The organism is Bacteriovorax sp. DB6_IX, from assembly GCF_000447775.1.
Lineage (GTDB): Bacteria > Bdellovibrionota > Bacteriovoracia > Bacteriovoracales > Bacteriovoracaceae > Halobacteriovorax_A.
Genome location: NZ_AUNJ01000355.1, coordinates 1 through 16,527 on the forward strand (window position 1 = coordinate 1; position 16,527 = coordinate 16,527).

The following is a 16,527-nucleotide window of genomic DNA, read 5'->3' on the forward strand; positions in this document are numbered from 1 at the left end:
TGTAATTATTATAAGAGTATCACTACCTTTCTTTGTTGAAAACGCTTTGTGTGATATCTTGACCTATCTAGTCATTATAATTTTTGAGGTCAATATGAAGATAATTGGAATCGCAGGTGGATCAGGTTCAGGAAAGACGACTTTTGCTAAGAAAGTCATTGCTCAGCTTCCATCTGACAAAGTTAGTATTCTTCATATGGATTCATATTACCTTCAGGATCAAGACGAAGATATTTTTACTCTATCTGGGCAACCAAACTTCGATCATCCGAAAGCTTTTGACTGGGAATTACTTAGAACTCATATTCATAACTTAAAAAATGGTAATCCAATTGAAGTACCTATTTATGATTTTGTTACTGGAAATAGATTAAAAGAGACGACTCCCATCAAACCAACTCCTGTCATCTTATTTGAAGGTATTTTCACTCTATTTGATAGTGAGATCAGAAAAATGCTGGATATCAAATCATTCTTACATGTTGATGCTGATATAAGATTTACAAGAAGGTTAAACCGAGATGTTCAAGAAAGAGGAAGATCATTAGAAAGTGTAACGAATCAGTACTATGAAACAGTACGCCCAATGTATCAAAAATTTCTAGCACCTCAACAGCAGTATGCTGATTTCATTGTTGATGAAGAAACAGATATTGCAGCCTCGATCCTAGCTGCTAGAATAAAAGAACTTATAAATGAATCAGAATCTTATGAAAGACTGCTGATCAAAAATCAGGATCATGTTCTTAATGAAAGATAAACTCAATATCACACCTCTTGGCGGTGTTGGACAGATAGGCTCAAACTGTACTCTTGTACAATCTGAAGATGAAAATTATTCTAATTGATTGTGGAATACTTTTTCCCTATGAAGACTTCTTCGATATCAATTATCTTATTCCCGATTTAAGAGAGGTCGAGCATAAAATAAGTAAGATTATCATTACTCATGGCCATGAAGATCATATTGGAGCTATCCACCACTATATTGAGAAATTCCCAGAAGCTGAAATCTACGCTCCTCTATTTGCAAAGAAACTTATTGAAAATAAATTAGACTATAAGAGTCTCTCAAAGAAAATAAAACCGCTTAATAATAAGATTGAATTTGGAGCGGCGGCCATCACTCCAATTCATGTGAATCACTCTATTCCTGACACAAAAGGGTTAATGATTACACATGACAAACTTGATACTGCAGTTCTCTTTATTTCCGACTTCAAAGTTGATCTAAATAGTCCTTATGAAGCCCCAATAAATTTAGATCTCATTAAAGATTTTTCAAGTAAATATAAACGAAGAGTTGCTCTCTTAGATTCCACAAATATTATGAGTAAGAATCTACATACTCCTTCTGAAGGATCTGTTTTAAAGGATCTTAAAGAAGAAATGGAGACAACAACAGGAACAACTTACATTACATCATTTGCTAGTAATATCCATCGTATTCAAACAATCTTAACAAGCTGCAAGAGACTTAAACCGTTTTGTTATTCCATATGGTAGATCAATGCTTAAGTACATTGAGACTGCGGTTGAGATAGGAATACTCGATGACTTTGGAATCGTAAAGGATGCTGAAGATAAATCTATCAAAAGACAAAAAGTCGTTCTCCTATCTGGATCACAAGGTGAATTTAGAGGAACTGTTCGTCGTGTAGTTTCTCGTCAGGACAAGAAATTTAAGCTTAAAGAGGACGATAAATTTATTTTCTCAAGTAAGGCCATTCCTGGAAATGAGAAAAAGCTCGCCATGCTCTACAATGATATTATCGAACAGGGCGCACAACTTATAACGGCAAATGAAAAGCATATCCATGTTTCCGGCCACCCTGGTCGAGAAGATTTGAAAGTAGTTTATGAAAACTTTAAGCCGACTCACTCCTTCCCGATCCACGGAGAATCATTATTCCTCAAGGCCCATGTTGATTTTGTTTTAAATGAAAAGCTTAGTGAGAATAGTGAGATGATGCTTAATGGTGACTCAATTAATATCGCCAAAGAAATCAAGCTTAAAGAAAACCCAAGATCAAATAGAACCTGTAATTTACCATGGTGCAGATATTATACTCGAGCGAGAACGTGTGTCAGAAAGACGAAAGTTAGCGACTCAAGGAAGTATTCTCGTAAGCTTCTCCAAAGAATCTGTTCAAAAATTCAAACCTAGCTGTGAAGTCACTCTTATGGGTCTACCTACGATTGTCGACAATGAAGTTAATGACTTCAAGATCTATGTCTCTCAGTTAATCAAAGACAATAAGAACAAAACACTTGATGAAAAGAAAGAAGAGATACGCATTGCAACACGTAGATTCTTCGGGGAAAGACTCGGTTATCGTCCCGTGGCCATTGTCCATATTTGTTAACTCGCTTATCATATAAGCATGGATACAAATAATTTACTTATCTACCTGTTGATCTTTGTCGTCATACTCCTGCTTGTCGTTGTAGGTGCCCTCACCTTCTTTATTTACATGCAGTATTCTAAAGAGAAGAATAATAGCTCATCAAAGACAACTGCCACACAAGCAGAAAAGCAATCTCTTAATATTAAAGAGATTCTAGAAGAGTCTAAACTTCAAAGTGAAAAGACAGTTGGATTGTGCTCAATTTGTGAAAAGACACTTATTGAAAGTACTCATTATGAAATAGATAACCTACATTTCTGTAAGGATCATTTCAATCTCTACACGAAGAATGAATGGATTCCAATTACAAATCAGAGGACAACTGCTGATACTCCTGAGGCAGGTGTTTATATCTATAACTTCAAAAAGGAACTTTGGGAAAAGAGCAAAGAACCATGTTATATTCAGTGTGAATCAAAATTGATGTTACAAATAACCAGATAGAAACTTACGTTCAATTACATGTTCTCAAAGGAAAAGAGAATCAATTGAAAACGAAGTTAGAATTAAGCCATAACCAAGGTTAATAATGAACAAACTTGAAGATCTTAAGAATCAAATCAATCAGATCATGGAAGAAAATAAGCCTGCTGTTGTCCTCAATAGTGATGCTGATAAGACAATCAGAGAACTTGAAAAGGAAATCACGAGCTCGGGTTTAAAGTCAAATTTTGAGATAAGACTTTCTGATCTAGCCCCAGAAAAAGCTGAACTAAAATTAGCAGGTGGCCAGTTTACTTATACTGACTACTCACTTTCATGGAAGCATATAGGCGATGAGAATTTTCGCCTTATTCTAACTAATCTTCCGCACAAGAATGCAAAAATTCTTCTCAAAACACCACTTCAATTTAAAGAGGCCATAACAGAGCTTCTTCCAGTTTTTTCAGAAAAGCTAGCTAATCAATTCAAATAATTTTTAAAAGAAGATTTTGGTCGAATGACCCAGAAAAATGAGGGCCCCTTTCGGAGCCCTCAATCAGGGGGAAAGTTTATAGATCTAATGATCTAGAAACCTCATTGTTATTATGAGTTTGTTCCTCGTCCTTTCTTAGGTAGCTTGGTGTATCAAGCTCATCTTCATCAAAGTTGATGAAACCAAGTTTCTCAGCAATAGATCTTGTTCTATTCGCTGACTTTGTTTCAGTCTTTGGTGAAGCCATCATTGTGTCTGAAGTTTGTGCCCAAGTATCAACTTCTTTCTTTGAAGATTCATATCTATGAGCAGCTTCTCTGATGCTATCTGCGAGAGAAGGTTTTGCTTCAGCATTAGTTCCATCAAATGATCTTTCAGCATACTGTTGCTCTGTCGCTTGAGTATGTACTGGTTGCTCATGATGAGTTGGAGCCGGAGTAGCTTGTACTGGCTCAGTATAAGTTTGCTCAGTCATTTGTGGAGCTTCATATGTTTGCGCTGCTGGTGCGGTTCAACAGTTCTTGCTGGCTCCGCCATAACTGGTCTTTCTACAATCGTCTCTTGCACTGGAGCTTCATAAGTTGGAGCTGGTTGTGCCGGAGCCATTTGTTGAATAGGTTGTGGAGTTGGCTCGTGTCTCATTGGTTGAGCTGGAGCTTGAACTCTTTGCTCAGCTCTTGGTCCACCAAGTCCAGTCGCAACAACTGTTACTTTGATATTATCTTCTAAAGCATCATCAATTACTGATCCAAAGATAATTTCTGCATCATCATCTGCAGCTTCCATAATTAGAGTAACCGCTTCATTAACTTCATGCATAGTTAATGATTCATTACCAGTAATGTTGATAATGATTCCTGTCGCACCATCGATAGAAATATCTTCAAGTAATGGAGAAGAAATTGCTTCAGTAGCTGCTTTAATTGCTCTATCTGGTCCAGCACATAATCCTGTACCCATAAGAGCAAGACCTTTGTTTGCCATAACTGTACTAACGTCAGCAAAGTCAGCGTTGATGTGACCAGTAGTATTAATAAGATCAGAAATACCTCTAACTGCATTTAATAGAACTTCATCAGCTCTTTTAAATGTTTCAACAAGTGATAAACTCTCACCTGCTAAGTAAAGTAGTCTTTGGTTAGGAATCGTAATTAATGAATCTACATTCTCTTCAAGTGTCGAAATACCTGAAGAAGCTTGTCTCATTCTTTTCTTTCCTTCAAATAGAAATGGCTTTGTTACAACACCAACTGTTAGAGCACCTAGTTCTTTTGCAAGTTTTGCAATTACTGGAGCTGCACCAGTTCCTGTTCCACCACCCATTCCGGCAGTAATGAAAACCATATCTGAATCCTGAAGGATTTCACTTAGTTTTTCATACTCATCTAGAGCTGCTTTTCTTCCAACTTCTGGATTAGCACCAGCACCTAGACCTTTTGTTAATTCTACACCTAGTTGAATTTTTGTAGGTGCAAGGTTTGCATTTAATGCTTGAGAGTCTGTATTAGCTACGATGTATTCAACACCAGTAAGACCAGCTTTGATCATTGTATTAACAGCGTTACAACCTCCGCCACCAACACCAACAACTCTAATTTTAGCACCATCTGCAACTTTTAATTCTGCGTTCTCAGAGATTTCAAACATGTTTCCCCCTTATTTAAAATATTTCCTTGAAAACTGATTTTAATGATTCTCCAAGCTTCCCTATTAGGTCCGCTTGTATTGTCTCCTCATCTTCCATGACTGTTTGAGTTGCTCCTCTATTAGATGCATCTAATAGTAAACCAAGAACAGTTGAGAATTTTGGATTCTGCATAACATTTGTCATTCCTCCAAAGGCCATTGGATAACCAAGCTTCAGAGGTCTCTCTAGTAGATACTCACCAAGTTCTGGTAACCCCTTAATAAGGGCACCACCACCAGTGATAACGATTCCGCCAGTAATATCACCATTGAGATTTCTTTCATTAAGAGACTTTTTAACTAAGTCAAAAAGCTCTTCTGCTCTAGCACCTAGAACTCTTGCAATAAAGCTCAACTGAACTTCTCTTGGCTTCGTTCCAGCAATTCCTTGAACAGTAATATGGGCAGATTGATTAACTTGCTCAGCTAAAACACTACCATGGTTAATTTTTATTCTTTCTGCTTCTGCGTGAGGAATTTTCAAAGCGACTGCTAGATCATTTGTAAAATGATTTCCTCCAACAGGAATAACTTGTGTATGAACAAGACTACCATCTTTCCAAAATGCTAAGTCAGTAGTCCCACCACCGATATCAACAAGTAGTGTTCCCATCTCTTTTTCTTCTGAACTTAAAACTGACTCAGAAGAAGCAATTGGTTGTAATGTTACGTGATCAACAGCAATACCTGTTTGTTCTACACATTTTACTAAGTTTTGAATTAATGAGATTGATCCCGTTACAATGTGAACATGGGCTTCTAAACGAGTTCCACACATTCCAATAGGGTTTTTGATTCCCGCAGTATTATCAACACGATACTCTTGAGGAATTACGTGAATGATTTCTCTATCTGAAGGCATAACAACGGCTTTCGCTGCTTCGAGAACTCTATCAACATCATCTTGCGTGATTTCTTTTCCCTTAACCGCAACAACACCTGAGCTGTTAAAACTATATATATGGCTACCAGCGATTCCAATTGTTGATCTTGCAATATCAACACCGGCCATTAGCTTGGCTTCCTCTAAAGAGTTTTGAATAGACTTAACAGTCTTATCAATATTTACAACAGAACCTTTTTTGAGGCCATGACTTGGATGGGTCCCAATTCCGATGATTTCTAATTCATTTCCAGGATTTTGTATACCGACTATGGTACAGACTTTTGTAGTTCCGACATCTAAACCGACAACGATACTTTTTTCTTTCATAGAGAATCCTTTCTCTTCATAAACAGAATCATTCTGTTAAGTTAGATTAGGCGGCAATAATTTCCGCACGCTATCAAAGAAAATTTTAGAATTACTCGTTGAACTTGACAACAACTTTTTTAGGATTTGTAAGATTTATAATTGTAGGAACCTTTTTACGCTTACTCATATAACCGATGATTTGAGTCAACTTTGTCACTTTTGCGGCCCAATCATCTTTCCCTAAAAAGACACTTGACGGCTGTCCTTTTACAGACATTATCATTGTTAACTCTTTAGAATCACTCACAATAACTTCAGAAAGTTGTTTTCTAAAAGGAAGGCTTAATCCACTAACGATCGATGTAATCTTCTTTTGAACATCTTTATCCATATCTCCAACAGGGATAGCAAGGAAAGGAAGACTGTAATCTAACTTTTTCTCACTCCTTAAAAGAACCTCATATGTTGGATCATATAACTTACCACTTTCTACAAGAATCGCCTCATAGGACTCTAGTCCATTTTCTTTATAAATCTGAACTTTCATTAATGGGCTAGGGCAGTCATAGATAAAACTGAGCATTCCCTTCATTGGATCAAAGTTAATATCATAATCTGATACGTAGTGTTTTTCCTGAAGTCTTTCTCTTTTGATCAAAGACTTTACAGTCCTAAGAGATCTATTTCTTTCAAATTCTTTTACTAGTTTTAACGTGAAAGTCCCTGCTGCGCGTGATGGGCACTTTCCAAATGACGTTCTATACTTAACCTTCTTCTCTAGTGGAAGAGTTGGTGTTGCTGCCATTGCTGTTAAAGAAATAAGTGAAAGAATAATTTTTTTCATGTGTTACTTTGCCTTTACCTCAAGCTCAAAATCTAATCCAAACTGTAACTTCATTTCATTCTGAACAATACTAATTAGCGCAGTCACATCATCAAATGAAGCATTATCAAAGTTTTCCATGAAATTCCCATGAGTTTCACTCACTCGAATTCCACCAACTTGAAGTCCCTTGATACCAAGTATATCAACAAACTTTCCGGCAGGGCAAGGTTGCCCTTTGAATTCACTATTTTTAAAAACACACCCACATGTTTTTTCTTTCATTGGTTGTGTTGCATTTCTTCTAGCGAGGTAGTTTCTAATAACTTCTGTCACTTCCTTATCAAGCCCATTATGCTTCATTTCGACTTGGTAAATAATTTCACCGCGCTCAAGAAAATTATTTCTTCTATATGAAAAGCTTGAATTATTTATGGTGTGTTCCGAAAGTTCACCATTAGATTTAACAGTCCAAACCTTAGATACTAACTCTCCAATTTCTCCAAGCCCAGTACCAGCATTCATAAAAACAGCTCCACCAAGTGATGCAGGAACACCAGTAAAGACCTCCCATCCTTTGAGACCAAATTTACTCGCATGACTTGTGAGAGTTCCAAGTCTAACTGAAGCGGGTAGTGTATAGGTATCGTGAACGCTTTCTAGAATCTTTTTATCAAATGGAAATTTTAACATCAGATAGGGGATAGCTGACTCTTTTTTCAAAAGCTGGTTTGCTCCCATACCAATAACGATAAAATCAAGAGACTCTGAGTAGAATCTTTTTTGTACTTCTTGTAAGGCCTCTACTGATTCAACTGTGACGAGATCACCCTTAGCTTGTAATCTCATCGTCGAGAACTTACTTAAGTCCTTATCCATCTCAACAGAGGCACCCTGAATATTTTCAAGAAGCTTATCTATCATTATCTAAAACCCACTCTCTAATCTTTCTACCAATAGAACCTGCTCCCATAACTGCGAATGAGGCTCCCTTATTTGCTTTGATAACTTCATCCATTCTATCAAGAGAATCGATATACTTAGCAAATCCAGGGTGCAGCTTGTTTATATCTTGAACAAGCCTTTCAGATTCAATACCAGGGATTTGTTTTTCACTAGCAGGGTAGATTGGACTTAAATAAAGTTCATCAGCAGAATTGAAGCAGTGGAGAAATTCATTCCAACAGTCTCTTGTTCTGCTAAATCTATGAGGTTCGAAGATTGCAATAACTTTACCCTTACGAGTATCTCTAATTGTTTTTAGTGTAACGGCAATTTCAGTTGGGTGGTGACCATAGTCATCAATGATCTCACCCTTTTCTGACTTATGAAGAATCTGAAATCTTCTTCCAACGCTTTCGAATTCTTTAATTGATTTTGCAATAAGTTCAAAGCTTACACCCATTCTATGAGCAATAGCGATTGCACCTAATGCATTTAGAATATTATGCTTTCCAGGTAAGTTGATTAAGATTTCAACCTGCTTCTTTCCTTTGTAGTAAAGATCAAATTCAGAAGTAACATCTTTGATAACAACATTTCTTGCTTCAAAGTCTGCTCCCGTTTTAAGATCATCACCAATACAGAACGTTGTAAACGGCTTCTTAATTCTTGTTACAATATCCATTAATCTATCGTCATGTGCATTAAGAGCACAAAGACCATAAAATGGAACCTTATTAATAAATTGTTCAAAAGACTCTAAGAGTTTAGCTTCTGATCCGTAATGATCCATGTGATCATTATCTATATTTGTTACAACAGACATCATTGGACTTAACATTAAAAAAGATCCGTCTGACTCGTCAGCTTCAGCAACTAGGTATTCACCTTTTCCAACTTTAGCGTGTCCATCAAGATTCTTTACAATTCCACCAATGATATATGTAGGATCATAATCACTCCCTTGAAGAATCGTTGAAAGAAAACTTGTTGTCGTCGTCTTTCCATGAGTTCCAGCAATGGCGATACCATACTTAAGTCGCATAAGCTCTGCCAACATTTCAGCTCTTCTCATAATTGGGATATTTTGATCTTTAGCTCCACGCATTTCAGGGTTTTCATCTGTAACTGCTGAGCTATAAACTACAACTGTAGCTCCCTCAATATTTTCTTTCTTATGACCAATGAAGATTTGTGCACCTTTTTCGCGTAGGCGCTCAACATTAGCTGATTCAGAAATATCCGAACCACTAACTTTATATCCAAGACTCAATAGAACCTCAGCAATACCACTCATTCCAATTCCGCCAATTCCAATAAAGTGAAGCTTGGCATCAAAAGTAGCTTTTAACATTAAAATTTCCTTTAATTAAAACTGTAACTAACCTCTATTAGTACCATTTTTAAAAGGCGATGTCTCATTTGAGTGTGAGAAAAAAGGTCCCGAGGAACCGCTAGAACCAGTTGAAGAGGAGATGATTACCTCACTCTGGCGATTAAGACATGAGAAAATTAGACCCACTGCAAAAAGCGAGGCCAATAGGGAAGAACCTCCATAACTAATGAACGGCAGGTTTAATCCTTTTGTTGGAAGAAGTCCAAGTACGACTCCCATATTAAGAACAGCTTGAAGACCTATGACAAAAGTGACTAACGCAGTCATCATCATGGCCACTCTATCTTTCATCAACATTGCTAATCTAAATCCGAGATAGATAAAAGATAAGAATAGGCCCACCATAAAGATAACACCAATGAGACCAAACTCTTCACCAATCACGGAAAAAATGAAATCGTTATGGGCCTCAGGTAAAAAGAAAAGCTTCTCTAGTGAGTTACCAGCGCCTTTTCCAAAGAATCCCCCATTTGCAAATCCAATCCATGACTGAATAACCTGAAATCCACTTCCCTGCGCGTTCTTCCAAGGGTCCAAGAATGCAGTTAAACGTCTTACTCTATAGGGTTGAGAAAGCAGAATGGCCACTCCAGAAAGAAAACCTACCACTGTTAAAGAGTAGAACCATTTCCTTGGGAATCGACTCATAAAACAAGAAAAGAAGATAACCATACAACAGATAAAGAACGTACCAAAGTCTGGTTGTCCCAATAACAGGACTAATGGCAAGGCCAAGTTTGCAAGATACTTCGCCATTGTTTTATGATCCATTTTCTCTAAATTCTCAAAAATAAAAATAGAAAGTAGAAGAACTGTATACTTAGCGAACTCGCCTGGTTGAAGGGAGAATCCCCCCAGTGAAATCCATCTATTTGCACCCTTAGCAACAACACCAAGGCCTGGAATATAGGTTAGAGCTATTGCAAGTGAAACAAGAATATTGAGATGAAAACTAAACTTGTACCAGAATTTATACTTTGTCTTAGAAACGATGAACGCTCCAGCTGCCGATACGATAACAAAGAAGATTTGACGCCATAGAAAATGTAGCGAAGAACCATATTGTTCCTTAGAATACATATAGCTAGAAGAGTAAACCATAATGATTCCCACTCCTACCAATATACCTAAAACTAATTTTAAGTAATTTCCAAATTTCTCTAGTAACTCTTCCCTGACTACCATATCTCTATTTTAACCTAAGTTTTCATTGAGGTAAAACAACTCCTGAAAAGAAATTGAATTAAGCTCGTCTTTTGTTGGCATACATTCTTTATTTGCGAACTTTAGAATTTCCCTGTCTCTTTCACAATAAAGTATATCTAGAGCTTTTCTCTCTCTTCCATATAATCCACGGTGAATCATATTTGCCGAAAAAATCAGTAAATCACCCCTGTTCAAAGAGATCTTCTGACCATTTTCCAAGTCGTCAGATGGCTTACTACCATCTAAGGCCATGCGAGTTTTAAACTCTTGATCTGTATCCCATCTCGCATGACTGCCAGGAATCAGCTCGATTCCATTTTCGTTTTTAAGGGCCAATCTAAAATGAACAACATTATTTACAGAATTTTCGAGGGCCAACTTCTGCTCCTCTATCGAATGATCTGTATATTGAATATCTCTATGCCAATAATTCTCTTGTGATTTGTTGAATGGGTCAAAAAAGAGTTGGGTGTTTAAAAAGGCCGGATCCTCTTTTATAAATATACTCTTTAGCTCATCTCGTATCTTGCAAGATCCAATCAGCTCAAATAAGACCATCCTATCTTGAGGCGAACATTTATTCGAATGGGTGAGGTAAGCGCTATTGATCGCTCTGTTCTTATAGAACTCCTCATTTTCTTTCAACCATTGTGAATGAAAAGTATCACAGACCCTTTCGATATCTCTTAATTCATCTTCAGTGAGAAAGTTTGGAATATACTTATAACCTTGATCCATGGTCATGCCTTAAACAAAAAAGGCTCCCAAAGGAGCCTCTTTCTATAATTGATAAACTAATTTTTTGAAGTAGTTTCCTCTTTCTTCGTAATCGCGGAAGAAGTCGGAAGCGGCATTTCCAGGAGAAAGTAAGATAGTATCTCCAGTTCTCGATTTCTGATAAGCGAAGAGAACAGACTCTTCGAATGAACCGACGATGAAAGTTTGATTATGCTCACCAAGAGCTCTATTCATTCTTTCCTTACACTCACCAACAAGAACGATAACACGAGTGTTATCTATTAACTCATTTGAGTATGGTTCAAAGTCAAAATCTTCAACGTCTTTACCACCAGCAATTAGAATAACTGGACCTTTAAAAGACTTAATACTTTCACAAAGGTTCTCCATTGTTTCAGCTTTAGAGTCGTTGTAGAAAGAAACACCATTCTTCTCCATTAGGAACTCAAGTCTGTGTGGGATTCCTGGGAATCTCTCAACACAAGTTTGAATTGCTTCATCTGAAGCATCAAGAGCCTTACACGCAGTTACTGCGGCAAGTAGGTTCTCTCTATTATTTTGACCAATGATTCTCATTTTCTTAACTGTAAACTCTGAGTGGTAGCTAATATTTGAGTGGATTCTTCTATCGTGGAAGTGAGTTCCCTGAATTTCATCCATAACCCCTAGCTTCACGAAAGATCTTCTTGAATACCAGTAAGTCTGACAGTTAGCGTTTCTAAAGAATGTATTATTTGCAAGCTTATCAAAGTTACAAATAAGAGTGTCATCTGGAGAAAGAGTCTTTACGATAGATAACTTTGTCTCCATAAACTCACCCATTGAAGTGAAGTGGTTTTGTGGATAATTCTCAGAAATATTTGTGAAGATAACCATTTTCGGGTGAAAATCAGTTAATCTTCTCATTTGTACTGCTGAAAGCTCAACGATAACGTAGTCAATTTCATCTTTATTAGGAAGCATACAGTATTCGATAAATGGTGATTCACTTGTACCACCAACAAATACATTCTTTCCGTCTTGCTTAAGCGTGAATCCAACCATATGAGCAACAGTCGTTCTCCCATATGATCCACAAACAGCAATAATAGGCTTTCTACAAAGCTTATTACCTAGTGCGAATTCACTATATACTTCTTTACCATTCTTACGAGCTAACTCTAACTGTGGCAGGTTAGGGTCAACTGATGAAGAGTAGACGACAACGTCTGCATCTAAGAAGTCTTCATCTTTGTGTTCACCAAATGACATTTCTGGCATTGGTTTAATCTTCTTAAGCTTCTTAACTGGCTTATTTAGATCGAAGATTGGCTTAATATCAGTAACTCTGATCGCACAATCTAGCTTATTAAAAAAGTTGATGAGCTTGAAACCTGTTTTCCCAATACCAACGATGAGAATTTTTTTGTTTCTAAATCTCTCCATTATAATTACCTCATTTTTAATGTCGCAATCGCAAGAATTGCTAAGAAAATACTAATAATCCAAAACCTAACGATAACTTTTGGCTCAGGCCATCCCAATAACTCAAAGTGGTGATGAATTGGAGCCATCTTAAAAATTCTCTTCTTACGGAGTTTGTAGGATGCAACTTGAAGGATAACCGAAAGGGCCTCCACAACAAAAATCCCACCAATTAAAACAAAGAGAATTTCATTCTTAGTTAGAACAGCAATAATACCTAGTGTTCCACCAAGAGATAGTGATCCAACATCTCCCATAAAGATTTGAGCAGGGTATGAGTTATACCAAAGAAAACCAACACCAGCTCCTACAATAGCAGCACAAAGAACTGTAAGTTCTCCGATATTTTCGATGTACGGAACAAAGAGATAGGACGCGATTTCTTTGTGTCCAGTAGCATAGGCGATAATACCAAGTGATGCTGCGGAAGTGATAATTGGACCAATGGCAAGACCATCTAAACCATCTGTTAAATTAACCGCATTACTTGAGCCAACAATAACGAAAGCCGCAAATGCGATAAATAAAGAATACATATTAATAATTGGTCCCTTTAAAAAAGGAACATAGAGATCAGAACTGATAACGTTTGCATCTCTTAAAAAATAAACTGCAATAATTGCTGTGACAAACTGCCAAAGCAGCTTCCCCTTAGCCGAAACACCTTTAGTGTTCTTCTTTGCTATTTTTGCATAGTCATCGATAAAGCCGAGACCAAAATAAGAAAGCATAACAAAGAGTGTGGCCAAAAGAGGCTTTGACTCAAAGTTACCTGTGAATAGAAGCGCAAAGAGAATACTTCCAATGATAAACACACCACCCATTGTTGGTGTACCTGCTTTTTTTAAGTGCGACTCTGGTCCATCATCTCTAATGACTTGTCCAAATTGTTTCTTTTGCATGAATTTAATGAAGTACTTACCCCATAGAATTGAAAAAACTGTAGCAATAAGAAAGGCGATTACAGTTCTGAATGTAATATATCTAAATATATTGAATAGAAAAAACTGATCACTCAGTGGATATAGAAAGTGATATAACATAGACGCGCCCGAAAAAAAAATCTGTTAGACAGTTATATCTATTAATGACTCCAGTTGTAAAGAGCGGCTAGCTTTTAGAAAGATATATTGATACGAATTTAATACCTCTGGCCACAGTGCATCCAAGTCTTCTCTTTTTTCAAAACACTTAGCGTTTCCAGAAAACTTTCCACTATAGTAATGTGCGTAGCGTCCAACAAAGATAGCATTACTTATTTCGAGTTGATTAAGAAGCTCCGCAACATTTTCGTGAAACTCTTTTGCCTTATCACCCAGCTCATTCATGTCACCCAGCACAAAAACACACTTATTCATCTCACTCTCATATTTCTTGGCAAATGATTGAATAGCACTTTTCATCGAAGTTGGATTAGCATTATAGGCATCAAGAAATATTGTTTTGCCTTCCTTTTCTATCCACTGAGATCTCTTATTATCAGGAAGTCTAACAAGAGGAGCTTTATTCAAAAAAAGCTCTCTCTGTTCTGGAAAAATTTGTGAAAGTACAAAACTCGCAACTTTCAAATTCCATAAATTATATGTCTCTTGAATATTGTTATTTTCAATTTCTGCTAATTCTCTACCTGCATCCCCAAAGCCCACTGAGTTCTCAGTTTCTTTTAAGCTACTCAAATATGGATCTGCTTTATTAATATAGAACATTCCTCCATGAGAATTAATGTAGCGATATAAGGCTGACTTTTCTTCCAGTACACCCTCTAGGCTAATAAGGAACTCCAGGTGTGCTGCTCCAATATTTGTAATAAGACCAAATTTTGGATTAGCTATATTGCATAGAACTTCTATTTCTCCTGGATGATTCGTCCCCATCTCAACAATGGCAAACTGATGCGACTCTTTAATATTAAAAATTGTAAGAGGTACACCAATATGATTATTAAAGTTTCCAGCGGTACAAATAACCTTTTCACCAAAGGCCTCTTTAGCTAGAGCATATATAAGTTCTTTCGTTGTTGTTTTTCCATTAGATCCAGTCAGAGAAAAAACTATGCCACCAAAATCATTTTGCCACTTTCTTACCCAATAAGAAGCTGCATCCTGTAAATATTTAAGTGTATTATTCACACCAAGAAAGAGAACATTGGGATAACTTTCACTCAAGGCCTTAACCTTTTCATCTCTTCCTGCTTCAGATGTATAAATAACAACCTCGACTCCCTTTTCTAGAGCGGTTGTTAGATAAGTGAATCCGTCAAAGTTTTCTCCCTTAAGGGCCAAGAAAACATTTTCTCCATTTATAGAACGAGAGTCTGTCGTAAGAATAATATCCTTATCCGAATACGCTCCAAACTCTTCAATAATTCCGGGAATTTTTTTTAGTTCAACAATTTTCATTAGCTCAACTCTTTAATTTTATTTTTAACAGTTTCAATATCACTAAAGAAGTTCTTAACGCCATTAACTTCTTGATACTCTTCATGCCCTTTTCCAGCAATAACGACAATCGTTTCTCTAGAGTAATCTCTAACATATCTTTCAATAGCTTCTTTTCTATTCACAATTGTAGTGACGTTTTGATGATCTTCTCTTCCTTCTACAGCATCTTTGATGATGGCCTCTGGTTTTTCCGTTCTAGGGTTATCTGTAGTCACGACAACCTTATCGCTATACTTTAGCGCAGCCTCAAGCATTAAAGGTCTCTTCTTCCTATCACGATCTCCACCGCAACCAAATATTGTTATGATCTCAGCATTTGGGAACGCCTTCTTAGTTTCACCAACAACATTCTCGATAGCATCTGGTGTATGAGCATAGTCAACGACATAGAGTGATTTCTTAAAACGAAAAGTATTATAGCGTCCCTTTGGAAGAGAAATCGATTTAGGTATAACAGCTTTCTTTCCAATTGCCTCTTCCACTAAAGATATTGCAACAGAGAGGTTTCTCTTATTATATTCAAGTTTAAAACTCTCATCAAAATCTTCAACATTTACGACTTTCCCTACTTTGTAAGATAGGGACTTTTCTCGTAAAAGGTTTTCTAAGTCGCTCTCACCATGTGGAATAACAATATCTTTTTCTGTTGATTTCTTTATGAGAGACTTAGCATGGAAATACTCTTCCATTGTCCCGTGATAATCCAAATGATCTTGAGTTAAGTTTGTCCAACCAGCACATGCTAGTGTTATCCCATTTAAACGATCTTGATCTAGTGCATGACTACTAACTTCTAAACAAGCAAAATCATATTCGTGAAGCTTGTGTAATACTCTTCTTAAATCAACATAAGATGGGGTTGTTGCTCCTGGTGCGGGATGAATTTCCTTCTCTCCATCAAAAATACCAATAGTACCAATAGTAAAGGATTTATAATTATTTGCTTTTAGTATTTCATGACAAAGATGAACGACGGTTGATTTTCCATTGGTCCCTGTTACACCAATAAGCTTTACTTCGAAACTTTGAGGATAGAGTATGTCACATAATTCTTTTTGAAATGGAAGGAACTTCTCAAAAGGTAAAACAACATAAGGAATAGATATTTTTGATATTGGCTCATGACTCAAAATCAACAAACCGGGATTTATTCCTTTAAGTCTTTTTTGAAATGCTACTTGTGATTTTTCGTTATCTAATAATCGATAAAAAACAATATAATTTGAATTTGCATCTTGAAGATTAGTAGTGACTTCACTTAGTTGTTCTTCTACATCTACAGAGAGTCCATACTTTTTCAAATAGTTTATTC

18 protein-coding genes are annotated in these 16,527 nt (G+C 36.7%); 6 read left to right on the forward strand and 12 right to left on the reverse strand.

Annotated features, from left to right (window positions below; all coding sequences use genetic code 11):
* Positions 1-94: 94 nt before the first annotated feature.
* From udk to M901_RS10940, 6 genes are all read left to right on the forward strand, one after another.
* Positions 95-760 carry a uridine kinase gene (gene udk, locus M901_RS10915; protein ID WP_021278263.1) on the forward strand — a complete coding sequence of 222 codons (666 nt, stop codon included), beginning with the start codon at positions 95-97 and terminating at the stop codon, positions 758-760.
* Between the two features lie 68 nt (positions 761-828).
* Entirely contained in the window at positions 829-1,506 is a 678-nt protein-coding gene (locus M901_RS10920) for an MBL fold metallo-hydrolase (RefSeq protein ID WP_021278257.1), read from the forward strand.
* A gap of 4 nt (positions 1,507-1,510) precedes the next feature.
* Positions 1,511-2,167: an MBL fold metallo-hydrolase gene (locus M901_RS10925; RefSeq protein ID WP_021278261.1), complete on the forward strand. Its 657-nt coding sequence runs from the start codon at positions 1,511-1,513 to the stop codon at positions 2,165-2,167.
* A gap of 16 nt (positions 2,168-2,183) precedes the next feature.
* Entirely contained in the window at positions 2,184-2,366 is a 183-nt protein-coding gene (locus tag M901_RS10930) for a hypothetical protein (protein ID WP_021278256.1), read from the forward strand.
* Positions 2,367-2,384: 18 nt separating this feature from the next.
* The gene (locus M901_RS10935) at positions 2,385-2,852 is read left to right on the forward strand and encodes a hypothetical protein (protein ID WP_021278270.1); all 468 of its coding nucleotides are present in this window, start codon (positions 2,385-2,387) and stop codon (positions 2,850-2,852) included.
* 85 nt (positions 2,853-2,937) lie between these two features.
* Positions 2,938-3,324, forward strand: a complete 387-nt coding sequence (locus tag M901_RS10940) for a hypothetical protein (protein ID WP_021278258.1) — start codon at positions 2,938-2,940, stop codon at positions 3,322-3,324.
* A gap of 76 nt (positions 3,325-3,400) precedes the next feature.
* On the opposite strand, the gene M901_RS10945 is transcribed toward M901_RS10940, so the two are convergent.
* The 12 genes from M901_RS10945 to M901_RS11000 all read right to left on the reverse strand — a co-directional run.
* Positions 3,401-3,799, reverse strand: a complete 399-nt coding sequence (locus M901_RS10945) for a hypothetical protein (protein WP_021278267.1) — start codon at positions 3,797-3,799, stop codon at positions 3,401-3,403.
* Positions 3,796-4,971, reverse strand: a complete 1,176-nt coding sequence (gene ftsZ / locus M901_RS10950) for a cell division protein FtsZ (RefSeq protein ID WP_021278255.1) — start codon at positions 4,969-4,971, stop codon at positions 3,796-3,798. The genes M901_RS10945 and ftsZ overlap by 4 nt, the downstream gene beginning before the upstream one ends.
* A gap of 13 nt (positions 4,972-4,984) precedes the next feature.
* On the reverse strand, positions 4,985-6,223 hold the full coding sequence (gene ftsA, locus M901_RS10955) for a cell division protein FtsA (RefSeq protein ID WP_021278271.1): 1,239 nt from the start codon (positions 6,221-6,223) through the stop codon (positions 4,985-4,987).
* 91 nt (positions 6,224-6,314) lie between these two features.
* Positions 6,315-7,049: a hypothetical protein gene (locus tag M901_RS10960; RefSeq protein WP_021278260.1), complete on the reverse strand. Its 735-nt coding sequence runs from the start codon at positions 7,047-7,049 to the stop codon at positions 6,315-6,317.
* 3 nt (positions 7,050-7,052) lie between these two features.
* Positions 7,053-7,952 carry a UDP-N-acetylmuramate dehydrogenase gene (locus M901_RS10965; protein WP_021278266.1) on the reverse strand — a complete coding sequence of 300 codons (900 nt, stop codon included), beginning with the start codon at positions 7,950-7,952 and terminating at the stop codon, positions 7,053-7,055.
* The gene (murC, locus tag M901_RS10970) at positions 7,942-9,324 is read right to left on the reverse strand and encodes a UDP-N-acetylmuramate--L-alanine ligase (protein ID WP_021278268.1); all 1,383 of its coding nucleotides are present in this window, start codon (positions 9,322-9,324) and stop codon (positions 7,942-7,944) included. The genes M901_RS10965 and murC overlap by 11 nt, the downstream gene beginning before the upstream one ends.
* A 27-nt stretch (positions 9,325-9,351) precedes the next feature.
* On the reverse strand, positions 9,352-10,551 hold the full coding sequence (ftsW, locus tag M901_RS10975; protein ID WP_021278259.1) for a putative lipid II flippase FtsW: 1,200 nt from the start codon (positions 10,549-10,551) through the stop codon (positions 9,352-9,354).
* A 9-nt stretch (positions 10,552-10,560) separates the two neighbouring features.
* A complete protein-coding gene (locus M901_RS10980; RefSeq protein ID WP_021278265.1) occupies positions 10,561-11,310 on the reverse strand; it encodes a phytanoyl-CoA dioxygenase family protein in 750 nt (249 codons plus the stop codon).
* A 42-nt stretch (positions 11,311-11,352) separates the two neighbouring features.
* Entirely contained in the window at positions 11,353-12,735 is a 1,383-nt protein-coding gene (gene murD, locus M901_RS10985) for a UDP-N-acetylmuramoyl-L-alanine--D-glutamate ligase (protein ID WP_021278264.1), read from the reverse strand.
* A gap of 5 nt (positions 12,736-12,740) precedes the next feature.
* Positions 12,741-13,817 carry a phospho-N-acetylmuramoyl-pentapeptide-transferase gene (mraY, locus tag M901_RS10990; RefSeq protein WP_034721815.1) on the reverse strand — a complete coding sequence of 359 codons (1,077 nt, stop codon included), beginning with the start codon at positions 13,815-13,817 and terminating at the stop codon, positions 12,741-12,743.
* A gap of 24 nt (positions 13,818-13,841) precedes the next feature.
* A complete protein-coding gene (murF, locus tag M901_RS10995) occupies positions 13,842-15,173 on the reverse strand; it encodes a UDP-N-acetylmuramoyl-tripeptide--D-alanyl-D-alanine ligase (protein ID WP_021278262.1) in 1,332 nt (443 codons plus the stop codon).
* A partial coding sequence (locus tag M901_RS11000) for a Mur ligase family protein (protein ID WP_157679969.1) occupies positions 15,173-16,527 on the reverse strand: 1,355 nt, incomplete at its 5' end. The genes M901_RS11000 and murF, both read right to left, overlap by 1 nt.